The following is a 15457-nucleotide window of genomic DNA, read 5'->3' on the forward strand; positions in this document are numbered from 1 at the left end:
TAATTTAAATATTCAATGTTGTTTCACGAACAATCTTAACACGGTCTCCGGATTCTACATTATTTACTCCGGAACTAATGATTTTATCAGTTTCTGAGAGAGACCCTTTTACCTGTCGATATTCTCCTTGTTGAATACCTAATTGTACTGGTATTTCTTCTACTTTCTGCTGTTTGTTTATCCTAAAAACGCGGGGTGAATCACCTCTTAAATCTATCGATGACACAGGAAGCAGCAGAGCATTTTCTTGTTTATTTATTTTAAAAGACAAGGATACGCCAGCCCCAGAAGGGCGATCACTAACTACTCCATCTGGCAAATCAACAAAGACACGTACACTTCTAAATGGTGGCTTAGCTTGTGAATCAATACGTTCAACTTTGCCTTTAACACTCTTATTATTCAACTCTACAGTTACTAGACTCCCTACTTCTATACCTTTTTGAATATCTTGCTCCAATACATCAGCATAAATAACTGTCTGCCCCTGATGAAAAAAGAAGACAGGCTGATTAGGACCAATATTACTTCCCTCACGGACAATTATTGATCCGATTGTTCCTTGTGCAGGAGCTCGTAATTCGGTCAGCTGTATACGCTCTTCGACTTCTTTCAATGCTGCTTTTGCGGCATGGAAACTACTTAAGGCCTGTTCATAGTTAAAAGCAGTTTTATTAAAAACAGTTTGTGAGATAGCTCCCTCTCGATAAAGTGTGCTGTCTGTGGAAACCTCCCGTGCCCAAAAAGCCTTTGCTGATTTGGCCTTTTCTAATTCACTTTTCACACGACTGTGCTGAGCATCCAATTCAGGCACTGAAACAGTAGCCAAAAGCTGACCTTTTTGTACCTTCTCACTCTCCTCCACTTCTATCGTTTCAAGCATGCCTCCCACTCGAAATGAAAGACTGCCATCTTTTGCTCCCGTTACTGTTCCCAGATAAGGTAGCTCTTCGTCAATAGTTTTTACAGAAGGACGAGTAACTTCGACAGCTATACCAGTATTCTTTGTAGAGTTCTGTTCCTGAATTTTTGCCGTAGTATTATCGTCATTAAGCCATAAAACGAGAGTAGTGCCCAGCAGAGCTATAATAAAGAGAATTAATATATCTTTTTTGTTCAGATTCATCGCGGTTCACCTTCAGCCAGTTTTATTGCCATTTCTTTATTCAATTGTCCTGTTAATACTGCGATATTTAGATTTAACATTCTAAGTTGAGCACGCATCGCAATCAGTTCAGCACGTACACCGTTTAATTTAGACTCTGTTGTCAACAAGTCGGTCATTGTAGACCGTCCTTCCCGAAATGATTTGTTCTCAACACGATAGGTTTCCTCCAGATACTTTATTCGAGTTTCTATTGATTGTATTCTTTTTTGCGTTTCATATTGTGCATTTGTCAACTTGTTCAACTGCTGCCGATACTGCTGACGGGTTTGTTCGAGTCGAATTGCCTGAGATTTAGCTTCTTTCTTTTTAACCTGATTATTGACCACTTTCTTTCCTGCAAAAATTGGGATACTCACTCGAATCCCAACCATCCATTGATCATCTATTTCTAAGCTACTACCAGACCGGAACTGCTCCATAGCAAATAAATTGAATTGCGGTAGAAAAGCACGATACGAAGCCTTGGCATTAAACTGAGATGCATCTTTTTGATGCTCGGCTGCAATTACGGATGGAGCATATTCCGGAGCTACGTTATCTGGATTAAAGGCGTAATCACTATCAAAATTAATTGGCTTGATATTAGCTAAAGTGAGTTCTCTTTCAAGGGCTAAATCATCCGAAAGTCTTAACAAGGTTTGGTCAATCCTATTATTTGTTGAAATAATAGCAGCTTCTGCACTTACAATTGTATCATCAATTTTCAGCAAATCAACTTTGGCGACCCTACCTTCATTAAATAATGATTCTAATTGATTCCTGTTTTTCTTTAAGGTCTCAATACGTTCTTCTTGAACCTTTTTCAGCTCTCTTAGTTGCTGAATCTGAATGAAAGCAGAACTAGTCGATTCGATAGTTTCCATCTTGGCTAACTCGTATTTGATATTTGCCGCATCAGCAAGTGCTTTCGTCTTTTTTCGCATGGCACGACTCTCACCAAAATCAAAAACTTCCCAATCAGCCTGTACAGTTGCATCATATATGTGATCATCCAAAGGCGGGAAAGCACCCTTTTGGCGTATTGGAGTTATAATTTGAGGATATTGGGATCTTGTATACGAAATATTAGCATTTACTTTCGGGATGTAGTCTGATGAGAGTAGACTACTTCCAGATTTGGCAGCCTCGGAATTAGTTTTGGCTATTCGAGTGCTAGTAGCATTATTAAGTGCTTTTTCAATCGCAACAGATATCTCTAATTGGTGTCTCTCACTATTCGTCTGAGCCATTAATTCATGAGCAACCCCAATCACAAGGATTAATGATATTGCAATAGTTAAAATATTCTTCACGATAATTCCTTGAATTATTTTAAGTGAGCGTTCATTCACAAAGTATATGTTCTTTTGCTTACTGTCAAGAAGTGTTTTTAACTTTTTAGTTTGGAAATGCTTGAGATGTGGTTACGCTTCTTACTTAGCTATTCGCCCATAAAATTCAGATTATAAGCCCATCTTTTTTTATTGAATTTATGGAAATAAATAAGCTCAGCATGGGTGGTTTATTGCTTAAATGAACGTTATATTCTCTTTCATTGAAGCTCCAATCCCTCTTTTAAAATCAAAGATAATACCATTAATAATTTTGATGAATAGCCGGAGGTTATCCAACCTCCGGCTATTGCAGTTATTTACTAGCATTTAGCTTTGAAACTTAAAATCCCAGTGAAATAGCTGCTGTAAATGCACCATTCCTCACTTCGGGATCTCCAACAACATCAAAAGCATCGGTAAGGCCTAATGTATATCGCAAATCTAGCCCTACACTTTGCAATAGAGATGTTGGAGGCTGGTCTAAGCCTAAATCGAGCCCACCTCCAAAGACCAAACTAAATTCAGTATCAGTCATTTTGTTGTCAATCTCTATTTCATTTGCATCCCCGTAAAGAGAAAAGCCCAATTCAGGGCCAGCATAGATATTGGGCTCGAGGCTACCACCTGTTGGCACGTGCAGTTTTGCCAAAACCGGGATCTCTAGATATCCGAATCGGTATTCAGTTGATCCTGCTTCTCCTAGAAGACCGGTATCCACATCCGATCCTTTAGTACTGAACAGCACTTCCGGTTGGATAGAAAAATAGTCGGCCAGACGATAGTTTAGCCAAACACCTCCGCTGAATCCAGCTATTGCTGAAGTACCACCAACATCATCGCCATATAGATCTGCTGCATTAATACCGGCTTTAACCCCCCAGTTTACTGGACGATAATCCTGTGCTTGTAGTTGAGAAGTGGCTAACAGAATAAATATTCCTGCTAATATACTTGTGTAAAGTTTTATATTTTGTTTTGTAAGTTGCATAGTCAACCTCCATAAGGTATACTTTAATTGATTAGATCATTCTACTAAATGATCTATGATTTCATATTAAAGGTGCGCGTGTTTATATCTTGGTAACCGTAAACACGTGCACCCTTTCTGCTTGTTTTTCAAGCATTTTCTTTAGTGTCCGTTTACATTAACTGTCGTTTAAAACTCTTTGCTTTACATCATTTAGAGTTGTACTTAAAGGGTTTTGACTATCCGAAAGCAATGCTCCAATTAATTCAGTTACAAATGTCAAACTCTGGTAACCTCGATAATCATCTATCAGTCCCGTTAAGTTTGCTAAACTAACATTTCGAATTTGGGCTGTATGTGTCTCCAATTTCTCCCGCTCTAAATATATCATTGGCTTTTTAACCTTATTATTGACTGATCTATCATTATAGGAGTTGTTATTTTCGGTATAAAACACCCATACATGCTTTACTAGATCAACAATCTTATCCATTTTGGATACATTTGTTAGCACTTCTTGAGGGATGCCCGCTCCCATCAAAAAAATATTTCGGATCCTAAAATCCCCCGGAATCTGGAAAGAATGGTATACAACCAAAGATCCCATACCATTGCACATAACATCTACTGTGCATTGGGCGCAATTCAGACGATACACCCAATGCCGAAAAAACGATCCTGCTTTTCTTATATGTTCTTTCGAATTGTAATTAGCGGATTTTGACTCTCCGCTTGGCCAAATAAAACCCACAATGGCATCATATTTATCTGTTAAAGATTTTCGGTAGTGATAATCCAGCGTTAAGTAATATGACAACACATCAAATATTTCCTGATAGAAGCCATGCACAAGTACCAATACATTTTTTCCGTTAATCGCTGACAATAACTTCGTCTCACTAATTTGCTTCATCTTTCCATTTCGCTCGAGATTAAAAAGATGCTCTTTGTCCGAAAAAGCATTTCCGTCAACTCCATCCTGTCTTAAATTGATCATATACATAGCATCCTCATTCTTTTAAATTCTTCGTCTAGTTTGGATGGCATATTTACTGACTTTACAACGTTTCCTGAGCTTGTAACCCTGTCTAATAGCTTCATGATTCTGACATTTGATGCAATGAGATGAACTCTGAATGATCTTCTTTACTTGTATCCTTCAGGACCTTACATATATCTAAAGTCGTATTAATAAGTGAGCGTTCACTCATTAATGTACATATCTAAACTCTCCATGTCAATAGGAACTGACATAACTTTTTTTAGTTAATAATAGAATTTCAAAAGTTCGATTTGCAGATTGGTAGAAGCGTCAAATTGACTGAAAATAATTCGTATATAAAAGAGACAGGCAACTTATCATTTAGGAAATGTAAATATTGATATATCAAAAATATTTACCTCTATTACACCGCTGACCCCCTCCAGATTATTCGGCCGATGATCTCAAAGTTATCCTCATCTAATCCCACTTCAATAGGATTAAATTTTTCGTTGATTGTAGAGAGTTGCAGGCGTTTTGAGGGGAGACGTTGAACAAGTTTCATTCGAAGCTCATCATCAAATCGTACAACAAAAATTCCATCACCAGTAGGATCAGTTTGATCTTTATTCACCAGCACAAAGCTTCCCGGCTTGATCACTGGATTCATTGAATCACATTTTACATTAATAGCAAAAAGATTATTTGAATCCGGATTAACAATTGTATTGATAAACGTACTACAAAACGGCATCGTGTGGGATGGATTTTCCCATTTCTCCACAGGCAAATGTCCTTCCCCTCCTTTTTTTGTAGGACTCATCCTATAAAGCGGAAGATTTAAAAATTGTATGGGGTTTCTCTGATCCCCATTATTTAACTCATCTTTTTTCAAGATAGGATGAATGCCTCTGAGAAGCCATTCAACACTTATAATATTCTTATTTTTGAGAATGTTATTTAGAAATTCTAAATCTGGTACTGACTCTCCCTTCCTATATCGATAATAGGTAGATTGGCTACAATGGCCCATATCAGCCATTTCTGAAGGAGATAATCCTAATACATTTTCTAACTCTTGCAGTCTCTCGCTAAATATTTTTTTTGCCGGCATCAATAATAAATTTTAATATTCCCATTTTTGGGAAATAGTTCTGATTTACTTAATCTGTATTAAATATGCTTAAGTATAGTGTAATTAAAATTTAGTGCTTTTTCATTTAGGATTTGTACTGTTGGCTAATAGAAGGGAAAGCCAATCTTATAAAATTATACCATTTGTATGAAGAACGTGAACTTGGAGAAGGCTTTATTCTGGAATAATCCTATTCCAATGTTTTTACTATCTGGAAAACTTAAAGAAATAACAGATATTAACAATGCTTTTAAGAGCCGATTTGATTCTGCTTCTAAAATTATTGGTAGTACATTCGGAGACATTACAAAACCTCTCGCTTCAACCCTTAACCCCGCTAAAGATTCGAATATATCAAATGACTTCATCATCTTCTCACCTCCCGACGGTGATGATACGATAGTTGAACTATCCTTACAGCAAATCGAACTTGGCGAAGAGCCAAGATATTTAGGTACCATTAAAGAACTTTTCCCGCCACTTGTTGAAAAAGATTCTATACAACATCCCATTTTCAAATCAATATTCGACAAAGCCCTTGATATTATACTCGTTGCTGATGACAAGGGGCAGTTTACCCAAGTGAATGAGACGGCTTGCAAGAAGTTAGGATATTCCCGAGATGAACTACTTGGCATGAGTGTGGGAGATATTACTTACGAGCCCATGCAATCATACAAGGATAAAAAATGGGAGGATTTCCAGCGTACAGGTACAGACGAAGGGAAATATCTGCTGGAAGCAAAAGATGGAAGCGTTATCTATACAGAGTATAGGGCCATTGCAAATATACGGCCCGGTCAACATCTGTCCATCTTGCGAGATGTCAGCGAAACAATTCGTATTAAGGAAGAGCTTCAGGCAAGTGAGGGGCGATTCAAACGCTTACTTGATGCGACCCCGGATGCGATTTTTGTTGTTGATCAAGAGGGTGACATTCTATTCAGCAATCCGGAGGCCGAACGAATGATGGGATATTCCGAAGAAGAGCTTGTGGACAGCCCCATTGAAATTCTTGTTCCTGAGCTTATGCGGGAAGAACACAAAGACCACTGCCGCCGGTATACTGAAAATCCACATAAACGGCCGATGGGAGCTGATCTTGAATTATCAGCCATTCGAAAAGATGGGACCAAGGTACCGGTAGATATTATGCTTGGTCCCCTTAAAGAAAATGGTGAGGTGCATACGCTAGCCGTGGTCCGTGATATTTCAGACTACCAAGAAGCTCAAAATAAGATTAGACGAGAACAATCTTTCACCAAGTTGCTTCATCGTTTGACCAAGATTGCCAACGAAGCAAAAGGGTTGGATGAGGCCTTGGACAAAAGCATTGCAGAAATTTGTGAGTTTATGGACTGGCCTGTTGGTCATGTTTACAAACCCACAAATGACGACTCCGGTGAATTTTATCCGGCTGACCTTTGGTATTTACAAGATCCGGAAACGTTCGAAGACTTCCGTAGCTTTACCATGGGCGTCCGATTTTCTCCCGGCGAAGGTATGGTCGGTGACGTCATAGAAACCGGCAAGCCCCAATGGGTGAGAAATGCCCACGAAGATCCTGATTTTGTCCGACGCCTGCCCGAGGTAGACTTACAAATTAGGGCTTGTTTTGGCTTTCCCATTCTTGTCGAAGAAGAGGTGGTAGGAGTATTAGAATTTTTCTCGTCGAACGTTTTAGAAGAAGACGCCCTGCTGTTGGAACGGATGGCCACCATTGGATACCAGTTGGGTCGCGTATATGAGCGCTACAATGCCGAAAAAAAGTTGAAGCGTAGCGAAAAAAAATTTAAACGTCTGTACAATACCTCCTTTGATGCGATTTTAATTCTGGGTAAAAATGAATTAATCGACTGCAACAAGCGAGCCGAAGAGCTATTTCAGTGTTCTTGTGATAAGCTCAAAGACAATTCTCTGACTACTTTTTTTCCAACCATGCAACCCTCAGGAGAGGCATCAGGTGATGTGGGCAATGAGAAGGTAAAAAAAGCCTTTCAGGGAGAGAATCAATTTTTTGAATGGCAGTTTCGACGTTCGGACGGTACTACTTTTGATGCCGATGTGAGTTTAATCCATATGCCCCTCCACGGAGAAAATTATGTGCACGCAATTATAAGAGATATTTCCGAGCGTAAAGAAAAGGATCGGCTTTTGAGGAAAAATATGGAGCTTTTTAGCCAGCTTTTTGAAAATGCGCCGGTAGGATTGGTACTGTTAGATGAGGATCATTCGATTACAAGGGTGAATGACAGTTTTGAGGAAATGTTTGGTTATCAGCTCTCGGAATTAAAACACGAGAATCTTGATACGTTTCTGGCCCCTCCAGAGCGGCAACAGGAAGCCCGGGATATTACCAATCGGACCTTACAGGGGGAATCCTTTCAGATAGAAACAGTGCGTCAGTGTAAGAATGGAAAAGATGTTCCGGTTCTTATTGCTACAGTGCCCGTGGAAATAGATGGAGACATTATTGCCATTTTTGGCATTTACGTGGATATATCTAAGCGAAAAGAAGCAGAACAGCAACTAAAAAAACAGTTGGAAGAGAAGAAGATACTACTTGCCGAAATTCACCACCGGGTAAAAAACAATTTAGCTGTTATTTCGGGACTGCTGGAACTCCAAAAGGATACTACCGAGCACGAAGAAGCCTATCGAAGCTTACAAGATAGTCAAACACGTATCCAGAGTATGGGGCTGATACATGAACAGCTCTATCAAATGGAGCTGTTCTCTTCCCTGCAATTCAATGAATATATTCAGAATCTGGGAGAAACTGTTGCATCGAGCTTTATAGACAGCTCGAAAGAAATTTCGATTTCTTATGATACCGAGCCCGTAGAGCTTGATATGGATCAAGCCATCCCGTGTGGATTGTTATTAAATGAACTTCTGACCAATGCCTTTAAACATGCATTTCCCGATCATGCTAACGGACATATAAAAATTGCAGTACATGAAGAAGATAGGCTTGTGACGTTAAAAGTAAGGGATAACGGTATTGGAATACCAGAAGAAGTAAAGGAAGGTCAAAATGGTTCTCTTGGGATTAAACTAATTCATACGCTTACCCATCAGCTTGGAGGAGAACTTGAAATCACAGAAGATAATGGCTCTTGCTTTATTTTGACCTTTGACAAAGACAAAAGGTAGAGTAATCTTCAAAAAACAATACTTTGGGAGAGTACGTTTACGGACGTTAGTCTTCTACAAAAACTCATATTAAATCTTCTAATCAATCAGTAGGGCCCATAATGTGATGGGCCCACTCTTTTATCTCCAGCCATTATTGGGATTTCAAATTTAGTACCTCTTCTTAAAAGAGATAATTTTCCATCACTTCAACTCAAAACTAAGTTGAAAAAATAACCAGATAGGATCATTCCTAAGCCGATTGTCACGAAAAACCCTACCAACAATTTCTTTTTCATGACTTTTTTAAGCAGTAGGGCCTCCGGCAGTGACAATCCAATGGCTCCCATCATAAAGGCAATAGCTGTTCCCATGGGCACGCCCTTGCCAATTAACGATTCGATTACCGGTAGTACGCTTACCGCATCCAAATAAAGCGGAATGGCCATAATAACCGAAAAAGGAACAGCTAATAGATTATTATCTGACATATATTGCTCAAAAAATGCCCGGGGCACGTAACCATGTATAAACGACCCGACTACCATTCCTGCAAAGACATAGGGTATTAATTTACCAATGGTCGTATAGGCTTCCCGGTGAATACTGGGAAGACGTTGCAAAAATGGTTTAGAATCTTCCTCCACGGTCATCTCTTTGTAGTCAAGTTCTTGAATCCAATCCACCACATACTTGTCGAATCCCATCTTCTCCAACAAGATTCCTCCTAATACACCGAGGACAATACCCGACAATACATAGATCAGAGTAACCTTCCAGCCATAACTGACCCAAAATACAGCAATCGCCACCTCGTTTACCAGTGGAGATGTAATTAAAAAGGAAAGTGAAATTCCAAGGGGCACCCGCCCCTGCATCATACCAACAAACAGCGGAACTGACGAACACGAACAGAACGGCGTTATTGCCCCAAGGGCCGAGGCGAGAATATTGCCGGTTCCCACTGTTTTGTTTTTTTCCAGGTAAGCCCCAATCCTGTCATACGACAAATAATCCGTAATGGTACTCATGACATATATTGCTATCACGAGCAGAACCACTATTTTTGAAAAATTGGCTATAAAGAAATGAGCCGCTTCAGCGTACCACAGCTCTTTTGAAAGGGCTAACACATCAAATATCAAATAGTCCGCTAATCTCACAAATAAATCAAAGAAAGCATCCATAATTTATTGGGTTCTGTTAAGTAATTGTTTCAGTTCATCCAGTCCGTCTATGTTTTCGTAGCTGCAAACCTCCTCATTAATGACAAGAGCTGGGAAATTCGTGGTCCCATATTTCATGGTCTCTTGTAGATCAGAGGTTTCTTCTATTTCTACCGTCACCCCTTCTTCGGCGGCGGCCTGCTTAATCTCCTCTTTGATTTCCTTCGAAGATGAGCAGTTACATGCAGATTGTAGAATTTTTACTGTTATAGGCATAGGTAGTAAATATTTGTAATTTGGGTTGTTCTACTTTTCAATTGAAGTTAAGTAGCGGTAGATCGACGACGATTGATCTTTGTATTATTATTCGTCCTGGCCAAAGTTTTTTGTCATGGCCACTGCACTTGACGGACAAATCTTGGCGAATTCGTCGCTCTGCAGTACCAACTCGGGAATCTCTTTTCTGGGCAGTTCTTTGTACCCGATCTCACGAAAAAACCTGTCGGCCGTAGTGGTCAGCAGATACATGGCATCGATGCCCAATTTCTTGGCATAGGATTCAATTTTGTGGACTAGTACTGTTCCCAGCCCTGATCCCCGGTGATTACTGCAGACAGCCAGGGACCGAAGAAGACCATGCCCATTATATATTTCTAGTCCAATGGTCCCTATGGGCTCGGAGTCTACCTTTACGATAAAGAAATGTTGTATATGATCTTTGGTAAGATCCTGACTTGGCAGCCCACAGCGTTCAAGTATGCTCTGCACTATTGATAACTCTTCCGGGGTTGCTTTTTCTATTTGATAATCCATTTGTGTATTCATAATAAGTCGTTATTCGTATGTTAAAGTCTTGTTTTGTAATCAGGTAAATGCTTGATATCCGTTTTTGCATATTCGATAAAGGTCTCCCCGCCCCCACTTTGGGTTAGCAACAGCAGCCCGCCAATAATGGCCAGGTCGCTGGCGATCGGCAGTATTTGCCGTTGGAAGAGTAGGATGGTCAATAAGGTCCAGATTATGATACACCTCGTGATAATGTAAACCTTATATCCCAAAAACAGGAATAATCCCCCGCTTAGCTCAATGCCAATTATGAGGGCCATAAGCACTGATGGAAATGGAATTCCCACGGCTGTTAGTCCTTCAAGGAATTCTTCATAGGAGATAACACGCGAAATGCCGCGCGTGATAAAAAATCCGGCTATAGCAAATCTGGATATCGTTGTAAGTTGTTTTCTCATCGTCTTTAGAGTTTTGTTCCTATTTCTACTATAAAGACGAATGAGATTTTCAAAAGACGAGATTTGCTATCTCTCTGAAACTTTTTTGTGGAGATAGGATTATTTACCAGTAACTACGTAAGGTGGGCTTGTAGTTCAGGTAGGAACGGCCCTAATATCTTATCGATTCAATGGGACGCAACCGATAATCTGGCTGTTGCTATCATATTTTAGATGGCAACAACGCCGGCTAAACTGCGTCACAATTTCTTTTCGGGCTTTTTGTACCCGTGATTTGAATGTACTGTAGGGAATGTTGAGTGCTTGTGCCGCTTCTTTTTGGGAGAGGGATTTTTTAAATACCTCCAACAGGATATCTTGGTCTACCATGCTGTACTCTTCAATGAGTTCCTCCAAGCATTGGCTGATCCCGTCAACTTTAGACTCCTGAACATCGCCAGGCTCTCTCTCATCGGGAATAGATAAATCATCAAGCAAATCTTCTTTTTTCTTGCGCGTATAGTCGATCAGCGTATTACGAGCGATGCGAAATATCCAAGACTCATAATTACGAATACCTTCCAGTTTTTCCTCATGGCTCAAAACCTTTTGAAACGTATCCTGCATGAGATCACATGCCATATGCTTCTGGTCCAATCTTTTTTGGAAGTAATGGCAGACTCGGTCAGAATATGTATGCCAAAGATGTTCTGTCATTTATTTAATCGTAAATTAACGATTGATCAATAGGGATTAATTAATCGTAATATTACGATAAAATCAAGCGGCGTTGTTAGGAGATAGGATTATAGGAAAGCGAGGAAATAGAGAAATCAAAACCAGACCGGAGCTATGACAATGATTAAAAATACCTAATTATACCTCAACCAATAATCATCTTCTGAAATGTAACCATCAATCCACAAAAGAACTGTCGATGTGTTTTTCTCAGTATTCTTGGAAATATCCGAATTGAGGGGAGGTATTCAACCCTAACCAAGGAGATTGCTGTGTTTTTTTGTTCGTATGGTAAACTCAACCTAGCCCTACCTTATTTTTGTGAGATTTCATTCAGAAAGAAAGTTACTGACTCTCACAAAAATCCGTTTTAAAGCCAAAAAACCTAAAAACCGTACTTCTATACATCATTTGTTTGATGCGCAGTTAGTAGTAATTCGAAATATTAGAGCCGTTAACGTCAACTTATGGAGTACAGTTATGAACAAGAACAACAAGACAACGGTTTATGATTGGCCGACACGAATTTTCCACTGGCTTTTCGCCTTCCTATTTCTGGGAGCGTATCTTATCGTCGAAATTGTAGATGATGAGAACCCACTCTTTACTCTCCACATGATGGCAGGACTAACCATCGGTTTTATGTTGATTTTGCGAATTTTGTGGGGATTTATTGGGACCACCTATGCCCGTTTTTCCTCATTTACATTACATCCGATTGAATTCCTTCGATACCTAAAAGATGCGGTTATCACCAAGACCAAACGATATCTGGGGCACAATCCGGCTTCCAGCTATGCTGCGATTATCATGTTTATTTGCGCTGCAGGCTTAGCTATCACTGGAATAATGATGACAGGTGGTAGTGAAACTGATTTCTATGAAGAGACGCACGAACTCCTGGCCAATATATTTCTGATTACGGTTATCGCCCATGTCGGGGGTATTATATTCCATCATATTAAGCACCGGGATTCGCTGTGGTCGAGCATGATTGACGGTAAAAAGGAGGCACTGCCAGAAAAAACCGGCATTACGAATAGCAAACGGTTTGCCGGAATGCTATTTTTAATTCTTACATTAGCTTGGACGGGCTATCTGTATTCACAATACAATAGTACCAATCAAACCTTGGACTTCTTCGGGCAGGAACTGGTCCTCGGTGAAGAAGAACATGAAAACGGGTCTGCGTTTGAGGAGGAATATCACGAAGAAGAAAATGATGACGATTAAACGATAATTACATGAAGAATAATGAACGCTGGATCATTGCTGCTATTCTTTTTGTGATAGCAGTTCTGGCATCTATTGATATATACAATGATTATTTCGAAGGGGTGGCATTGTGGCATATTTCCATTGAAGCAATTGTAGCAGTTATTGCTTTGATAGGGATGTTCTACTTGATTAGAGGTCGCTTTACGCTCCAACATAACCTTGAACAAGAGCAACAAGCCTCCAGCGAACTTCAGGCTGAGGCTCAGAAATGGAAGCAGGCTTCACAAAAATATATAAAGGGCCTTAGCATAGAAATAGAAAATCAGCTGGATCGGTGGGACTTGACGGAGGCTGAAAAGGAAGTTTCCTTTCTGCTGTTAAAAGGATTAAGCAACAAAGAAATTGCTGAGGTTAGAGGGACTAGTGCCCAAACCGTCAGAAGCCAGACGAATGCCATCTATTCCAAGTCGGGACTTTCGGGACGTTCCGAGCTGTCCGCCTTTTTCCTTGAAGATTTATTGCCCCCTCAAAAACAAGAAACAAAGTTAGAATATTGAGTTTGTAACAGCACTAAACTATGTCTGACAAAAGAAAAACCCCGCTCAGTAGTCCCTCTTTAGAGGGGCATCACTGCACCGTAGATCTGCGGCTGGAGAAGCTGGCAATGGTACCGTTTTTTCAAGATCTGTCTGAAGAGCAACTCCGCCAGGTTAATAAAAAATTTACTGCCAGCCACTATGCCAAAGGCGAAACGATTTACCGGCAGGGCGATTCCGCAACCATGCTTCGGGTGGTAGTAGCAGGAAATGTAAAGTTAGTAGCTCACACCCTGGAAGGAGAAAGTGTACTGTTGGATATGCTGCAACCGGGCGATTTTTTCGGAAATCCTACGGCCAGCGGCAAGGATGTCTATAACGAAACGGCAGAAACCCAAACTTCCGCTTGTATCCTATCAATCAGACTTCATGATTTTCGGGAAGTCATGAACCAGTACTCCCCCGTTGCAGTGTCGGTGTTGGATATCACCACTGATCGACTCAACGAATCCCGCCAACGGATCCAACATCTTTCTACCCTTCCGGTAACAAAGCGCATAGCTCATATCCTTGTTACTTTAGGCAACAAGTTCGGCGAAGAAGATCGGCGGGGCCTACTGATTCAATTACCTCTTTCCCGTAAAGACCTTGCTGATATGGCTGGGACATCTACCGAAACCGCCAGCAGGGTCATGAGCCAATTCCAGGAAGATGATCTTATAACGTCCGGCCGCCAATGGGTAGCGATTAACGACAAACCGGAGTTGTTGCGCATTTCGGCCGAATCTTGATTCCCCTATACATTTATTACCCCTCTATTTTACCCTTTCATTCAGCATCCTCCCCTTTTTAAGAAATTAATTGCACTAACTTGATCCAGCTCATTTTAGTGCTACTGCCCGCCTGTTACCTTTTGATTGAATCAAAAAGACAAACCACACAAAAGGTACTCATTATGAAATACTTGCAATCACATATAAAAACCACATTAGCTTCAATATTCGCGTTAGTATTTATGCTTGGCTTTGCCTCAACCAGCCAGGCCCATTGCGATCGGGTGAACGGTCCCGTGGCGACGGATGCCCGAGAGGCGCTTGAAACAGGTGATATCTCTCATGCGCTTATTTGGGTAACAGATCAGCAAACCGAGGAGCTCAAATCTACATTTGAGCAAAGCCTGAAGGTTTATAACAAAGGTAATGAATCACAAAAGCTTGCCGAACGCTATTTTATGAGTGAGACGGTACGACTGCACCGCGAGGCAGAAGGCATGCCCTTTACCGGTCTAAAACCTGCTCAACAAAGCTCGAAAGATATTCAGATAGCCGAACAAGCACTTGCCTCAGGCGAACTGGCCCCTGTCACCGACATGCTGGCGAACGAAATCCAGAAAAAAACCTCGGAACTGTACAGCAAAGCTATGGAAGCCAAAAACAATAAGGATAACAACGTTGAAGCTGGCCGCAAGTGGGCTGATGCTTATGTACAGTATATCGTATATGTCCACAAACTGTATCAAAAAATTCAGGCCGGCCCACCCCACGGCGTCGGAGAGTAATACAAATAGCCAAAAACCTGTCAGGTTTTGATACCCTGGCAGGTACTCAAAAAAGGCAAACAAATCAAAAGTTAAAGAGAAAGTTTTTATGACTACAACAAAAACAATATTGCGAAGCGATGAGCTAAGTTGCCCTACATGCGTAGATAATATTGAATCCAATTTGAATAACACGGAGGGTGTATCCGCAGCCAAGGTTCATTTCAATACCGGACGCATCGAGGTAGAACATGATCCTGAAACTGTTTCCGATGAAAAGCTGGTTAAAGTCGTCGCGCAGTCAGGATACGAAGCGAGAGTCTCTCAGTTTTAAATCCA

At 40.5% G+C, this 15457-nt stretch carries 16 protein-coding genes; 6 read left to right on the plus strand and 10 right to left on the minus strand.

Features of this window, described 5'->3' with window-relative positions:
- Positions 1 to 4 precede the first annotated feature (4 nt).
- The 5 genes from ACT3IB_RS08215 to ACT3IB_RS08235 form a co-directional block, all read right to left on the minus strand.
- A complete protein-coding gene (locus ACT3IB_RS08215; protein WP_491538521.1) occupies positions 5 to 1126 on the minus strand; it encodes an efflux RND transporter periplasmic adaptor subunit in 1122 nt (373 codons plus the stop codon).
- Positions 1123 to 2499 (minus strand): TolC family protein, encoded by a 1377-nt coding sequence (locus tag ACT3IB_RS08220; protein ID WP_491538522.1) that lies wholly within the window; start codon positions 2497 to 2499, stop codon positions 1123 to 1125. The genes ACT3IB_RS08215 and ACT3IB_RS08220 overlap by 4 nt, the downstream gene beginning before the upstream one ends.
- A 322-nt stretch (positions 2500 to 2821) precedes the next feature.
- The gene (locus tag ACT3IB_RS08225; RefSeq protein WP_491538523.1) at positions 2822 to 3469 is read right to left on the minus strand and encodes a porin family protein; all 648 of its coding nucleotides are present in this window, start codon (positions 3467 to 3469) and stop codon (positions 2822 to 2824) included.
- A 157-nt stretch (positions 3470 to 3626) separates the two neighbouring features.
- Positions 3627 to 4445: a hypothetical protein gene (locus ACT3IB_RS08230; RefSeq protein ID WP_491538524.1), complete on the minus strand. Its 819-nt coding sequence runs from the start codon at positions 4443 to 4445 to the stop codon at positions 3627 to 3629.
- Between the two features lie 409 nt (positions 4446 to 4854).
- Positions 4855 to 5544 carry an XRE family transcriptional regulator gene (locus tag ACT3IB_RS08235; protein WP_491538525.1) on the minus strand — a complete coding sequence of 230 codons (690 nt, stop codon included), beginning with the start codon at positions 5542 to 5544 and terminating at the stop codon, positions 4855 to 4857.
- 168 nt (positions 5545 to 5712) lie between these two features.
- Between ACT3IB_RS08235 and ACT3IB_RS08240 the strand changes: the two genes are divergently transcribed.
- The gene (locus ACT3IB_RS08240; protein WP_491538526.1) at positions 5713 to 8721 is read left to right on the plus strand and encodes a PAS domain S-box protein; all 3009 of its coding nucleotides are present in this window, start codon (positions 5713 to 5715) and stop codon (positions 8719 to 8721) included.
- 188 nt (positions 8722 to 8909) lie between these two features.
- Here ACT3IB_RS08240 and ACT3IB_RS08245 read toward each other — a convergent pair whose 3' ends face one another.
- The 5 genes from ACT3IB_RS08245 to ACT3IB_RS08265 form a co-directional block, all read right to left on the minus strand.
- Positions 8910 to 9887: a permease gene (locus tag ACT3IB_RS08245; RefSeq protein WP_491538527.1), complete on the minus strand. Its 978-nt coding sequence runs from the start codon at positions 9885 to 9887 to the stop codon at positions 8910 to 8912.
- Positions 9888 to 9890: 3 nt separating this feature from the next.
- A complete protein-coding gene (locus ACT3IB_RS08250; RefSeq protein ID WP_491538528.1) occupies positions 9891 to 10142 on the minus strand; it encodes a thioredoxin family protein in 252 nt (83 codons plus the stop codon).
- 87 nt (positions 10143 to 10229) lie between these two features.
- On the minus strand, positions 10230 to 10691 hold the full coding sequence (arsN2, locus tag ACT3IB_RS08255; RefSeq protein ID WP_491538529.1) for an arsenic resistance N-acetyltransferase ArsN2: 462 nt from the start codon (positions 10689 to 10691) through the stop codon (positions 10230 to 10232).
- A 20-nt stretch (positions 10692 to 10711) separates the two neighbouring features.
- On the minus strand, positions 10712 to 11110 hold the full coding sequence (locus tag ACT3IB_RS08260; RefSeq protein ID WP_491538530.1) for a DoxX family protein: 399 nt from the start codon (positions 11108 to 11110) through the stop codon (positions 10712 to 10714).
- A gap of 159 nt (positions 11111 to 11269) precedes the next feature.
- Entirely contained in the window at positions 11270 to 11806 is a 537-nt protein-coding gene (locus ACT3IB_RS08265; RefSeq protein WP_491538531.1) for a sigma-70 family RNA polymerase sigma factor, read from the minus strand.
- Positions 11807 to 12307: 501 nt separating this feature from the next.
- On the opposite strand from ACT3IB_RS08265, the gene ACT3IB_RS08270 reads away from it, so the two are divergent.
- From ACT3IB_RS08270 to ACT3IB_RS08290, 5 genes are all read left to right on the plus strand, one after another.
- Positions 12308 to 13060, plus strand: a complete 753-nt coding sequence (locus tag ACT3IB_RS08270; protein ID WP_491538532.1) for a cytochrome b/b6 domain-containing protein — start codon at positions 12308 to 12310, stop codon at positions 13058 to 13060.
- Positions 13061 to 13071: 11 nt separating this feature from the next.
- Positions 13072 to 13602 carry a helix-turn-helix transcriptional regulator gene (locus ACT3IB_RS08275; protein WP_491538533.1) on the plus strand — a complete coding sequence of 177 codons (531 nt, stop codon included), beginning with the start codon at positions 13072 to 13074 and terminating at the stop codon, positions 13600 to 13602.
- Positions 13603 to 13622: 20 nt separating this feature from the next.
- The gene (locus ACT3IB_RS08280; protein ID WP_491538534.1) at positions 13623 to 14372 is read left to right on the plus strand and encodes a Crp/Fnr family transcriptional regulator; all 750 of its coding nucleotides are present in this window, start codon (positions 13623 to 13625) and stop codon (positions 14370 to 14372) included.
- Between the two features lie 164 nt (positions 14373 to 14536).
- Positions 14537 to 15139: a DUF6448 family protein gene (locus ACT3IB_RS08285; RefSeq protein WP_491538535.1), complete on the plus strand. Its 603-nt coding sequence runs from the start codon at positions 14537 to 14539 to the stop codon at positions 15137 to 15139.
- Between the two features lie 88 nt (positions 15140 to 15227).
- Positions 15228 to 15452 carry a heavy-metal-associated domain-containing protein gene (locus tag ACT3IB_RS08290; RefSeq protein WP_491538536.1) on the plus strand — a complete coding sequence of 75 codons (225 nt, stop codon included), beginning with the start codon at positions 15228 to 15230 and terminating at the stop codon, positions 15450 to 15452.
- Positions 15453 to 15457: the final 5 nt, after the last annotated feature.

Source organism: Fodinibius sp. GM21, assembly GCF_058386955.1.

Coding starts and splice junctions, on each gene's coding strand:
- ACT3IB_RS08275 (WP_491538533.1), top strand. CDS start 13,072: ATGAAGAATAATGAACGCTGGATCATTGCTGCTATTCTTTTTGTGATA.
- ACT3IB_RS08285 (WP_491538535.1), top strand. CDS start 14,537: ATGAAATACTTGCAATCACATATAAAAACCACATTAGCTTCAATATTC.
- ACT3IB_RS08250 (WP_491538528.1), bottom strand. CDS start 10,142: ATGCCTATAACAGTAAAAATTCTACAATCTGCATGTAACTGCTCATCT.
- ACT3IB_RS08260 (WP_491538530.1), bottom strand. CDS start 11,110: ATGAGAAAACAACTTACAACGATATCCAGATTTGCTATAGCCGGATTT.
- ACT3IB_RS08240 (WP_491538526.1), top strand. CDS start 5,713: ATGAAGAACGTGAACTTGGAGAAGGCTTTATTCTGGAATAATCCTATT.
- ACT3IB_RS08215 (WP_491538521.1), bottom strand. CDS start 1,126: ATGAATCTGAACAAAAAAGATATATTAATTCTCTTTATTATAGCTCTG.
- ACT3IB_RS08265 (WP_491538531.1), bottom strand. CDS start 11,806: ATGACAGAACATCTTTGGCATACATATTCTGACCGAGTCTGCCATTAC.
- ACT3IB_RS08245 (WP_491538527.1), bottom strand. CDS start 9,887: ATGGATGCTTTCTTTGATTTATTTGTGAGATTAGCGGACTATTTGATA.
- arsN2 (WP_491538529.1), bottom strand. CDS start 10,691: ATGAATACACAAATGGATTATCAAATAGAAAAAGCAACCCCGGAAGAG.
- ACT3IB_RS08280 (WP_491538534.1), top strand. CDS start 13,623: ATGTCTGACAAAAGAAAAACCCCGCTCAGTAGTCCCTCTTTAGAGGGG.
- ACT3IB_RS08235 (WP_491538525.1), bottom strand. CDS start 5,544: ATGCCGGCAAAAAAAATATTTAGCGAGAGACTGCAAGAGTTAGAAAAT.
- ACT3IB_RS08270 (WP_491538532.1), top strand. CDS start 12,308: ATGAACAAGAACAACAAGACAACGGTTTATGATTGGCCGACACGAATT.
- ACT3IB_RS08225 (WP_491538523.1), bottom strand. CDS start 3,469: ATGCAACTTACAAAACAAAATATAAAACTTTACACAAGTATATTAGCA.
- ACT3IB_RS08230 (WP_491538524.1), bottom strand. CDS start 4,445: ATGATCAATTTAAGACAGGATGGAGTTGACGGAAATGCTTTTTCGGAC.
- ACT3IB_RS08290 (WP_491538536.1), top strand. CDS start 15,228: ATGACTACAACAAAAACAATATTGCGAAGCGATGAGCTAAGTTGCCCT.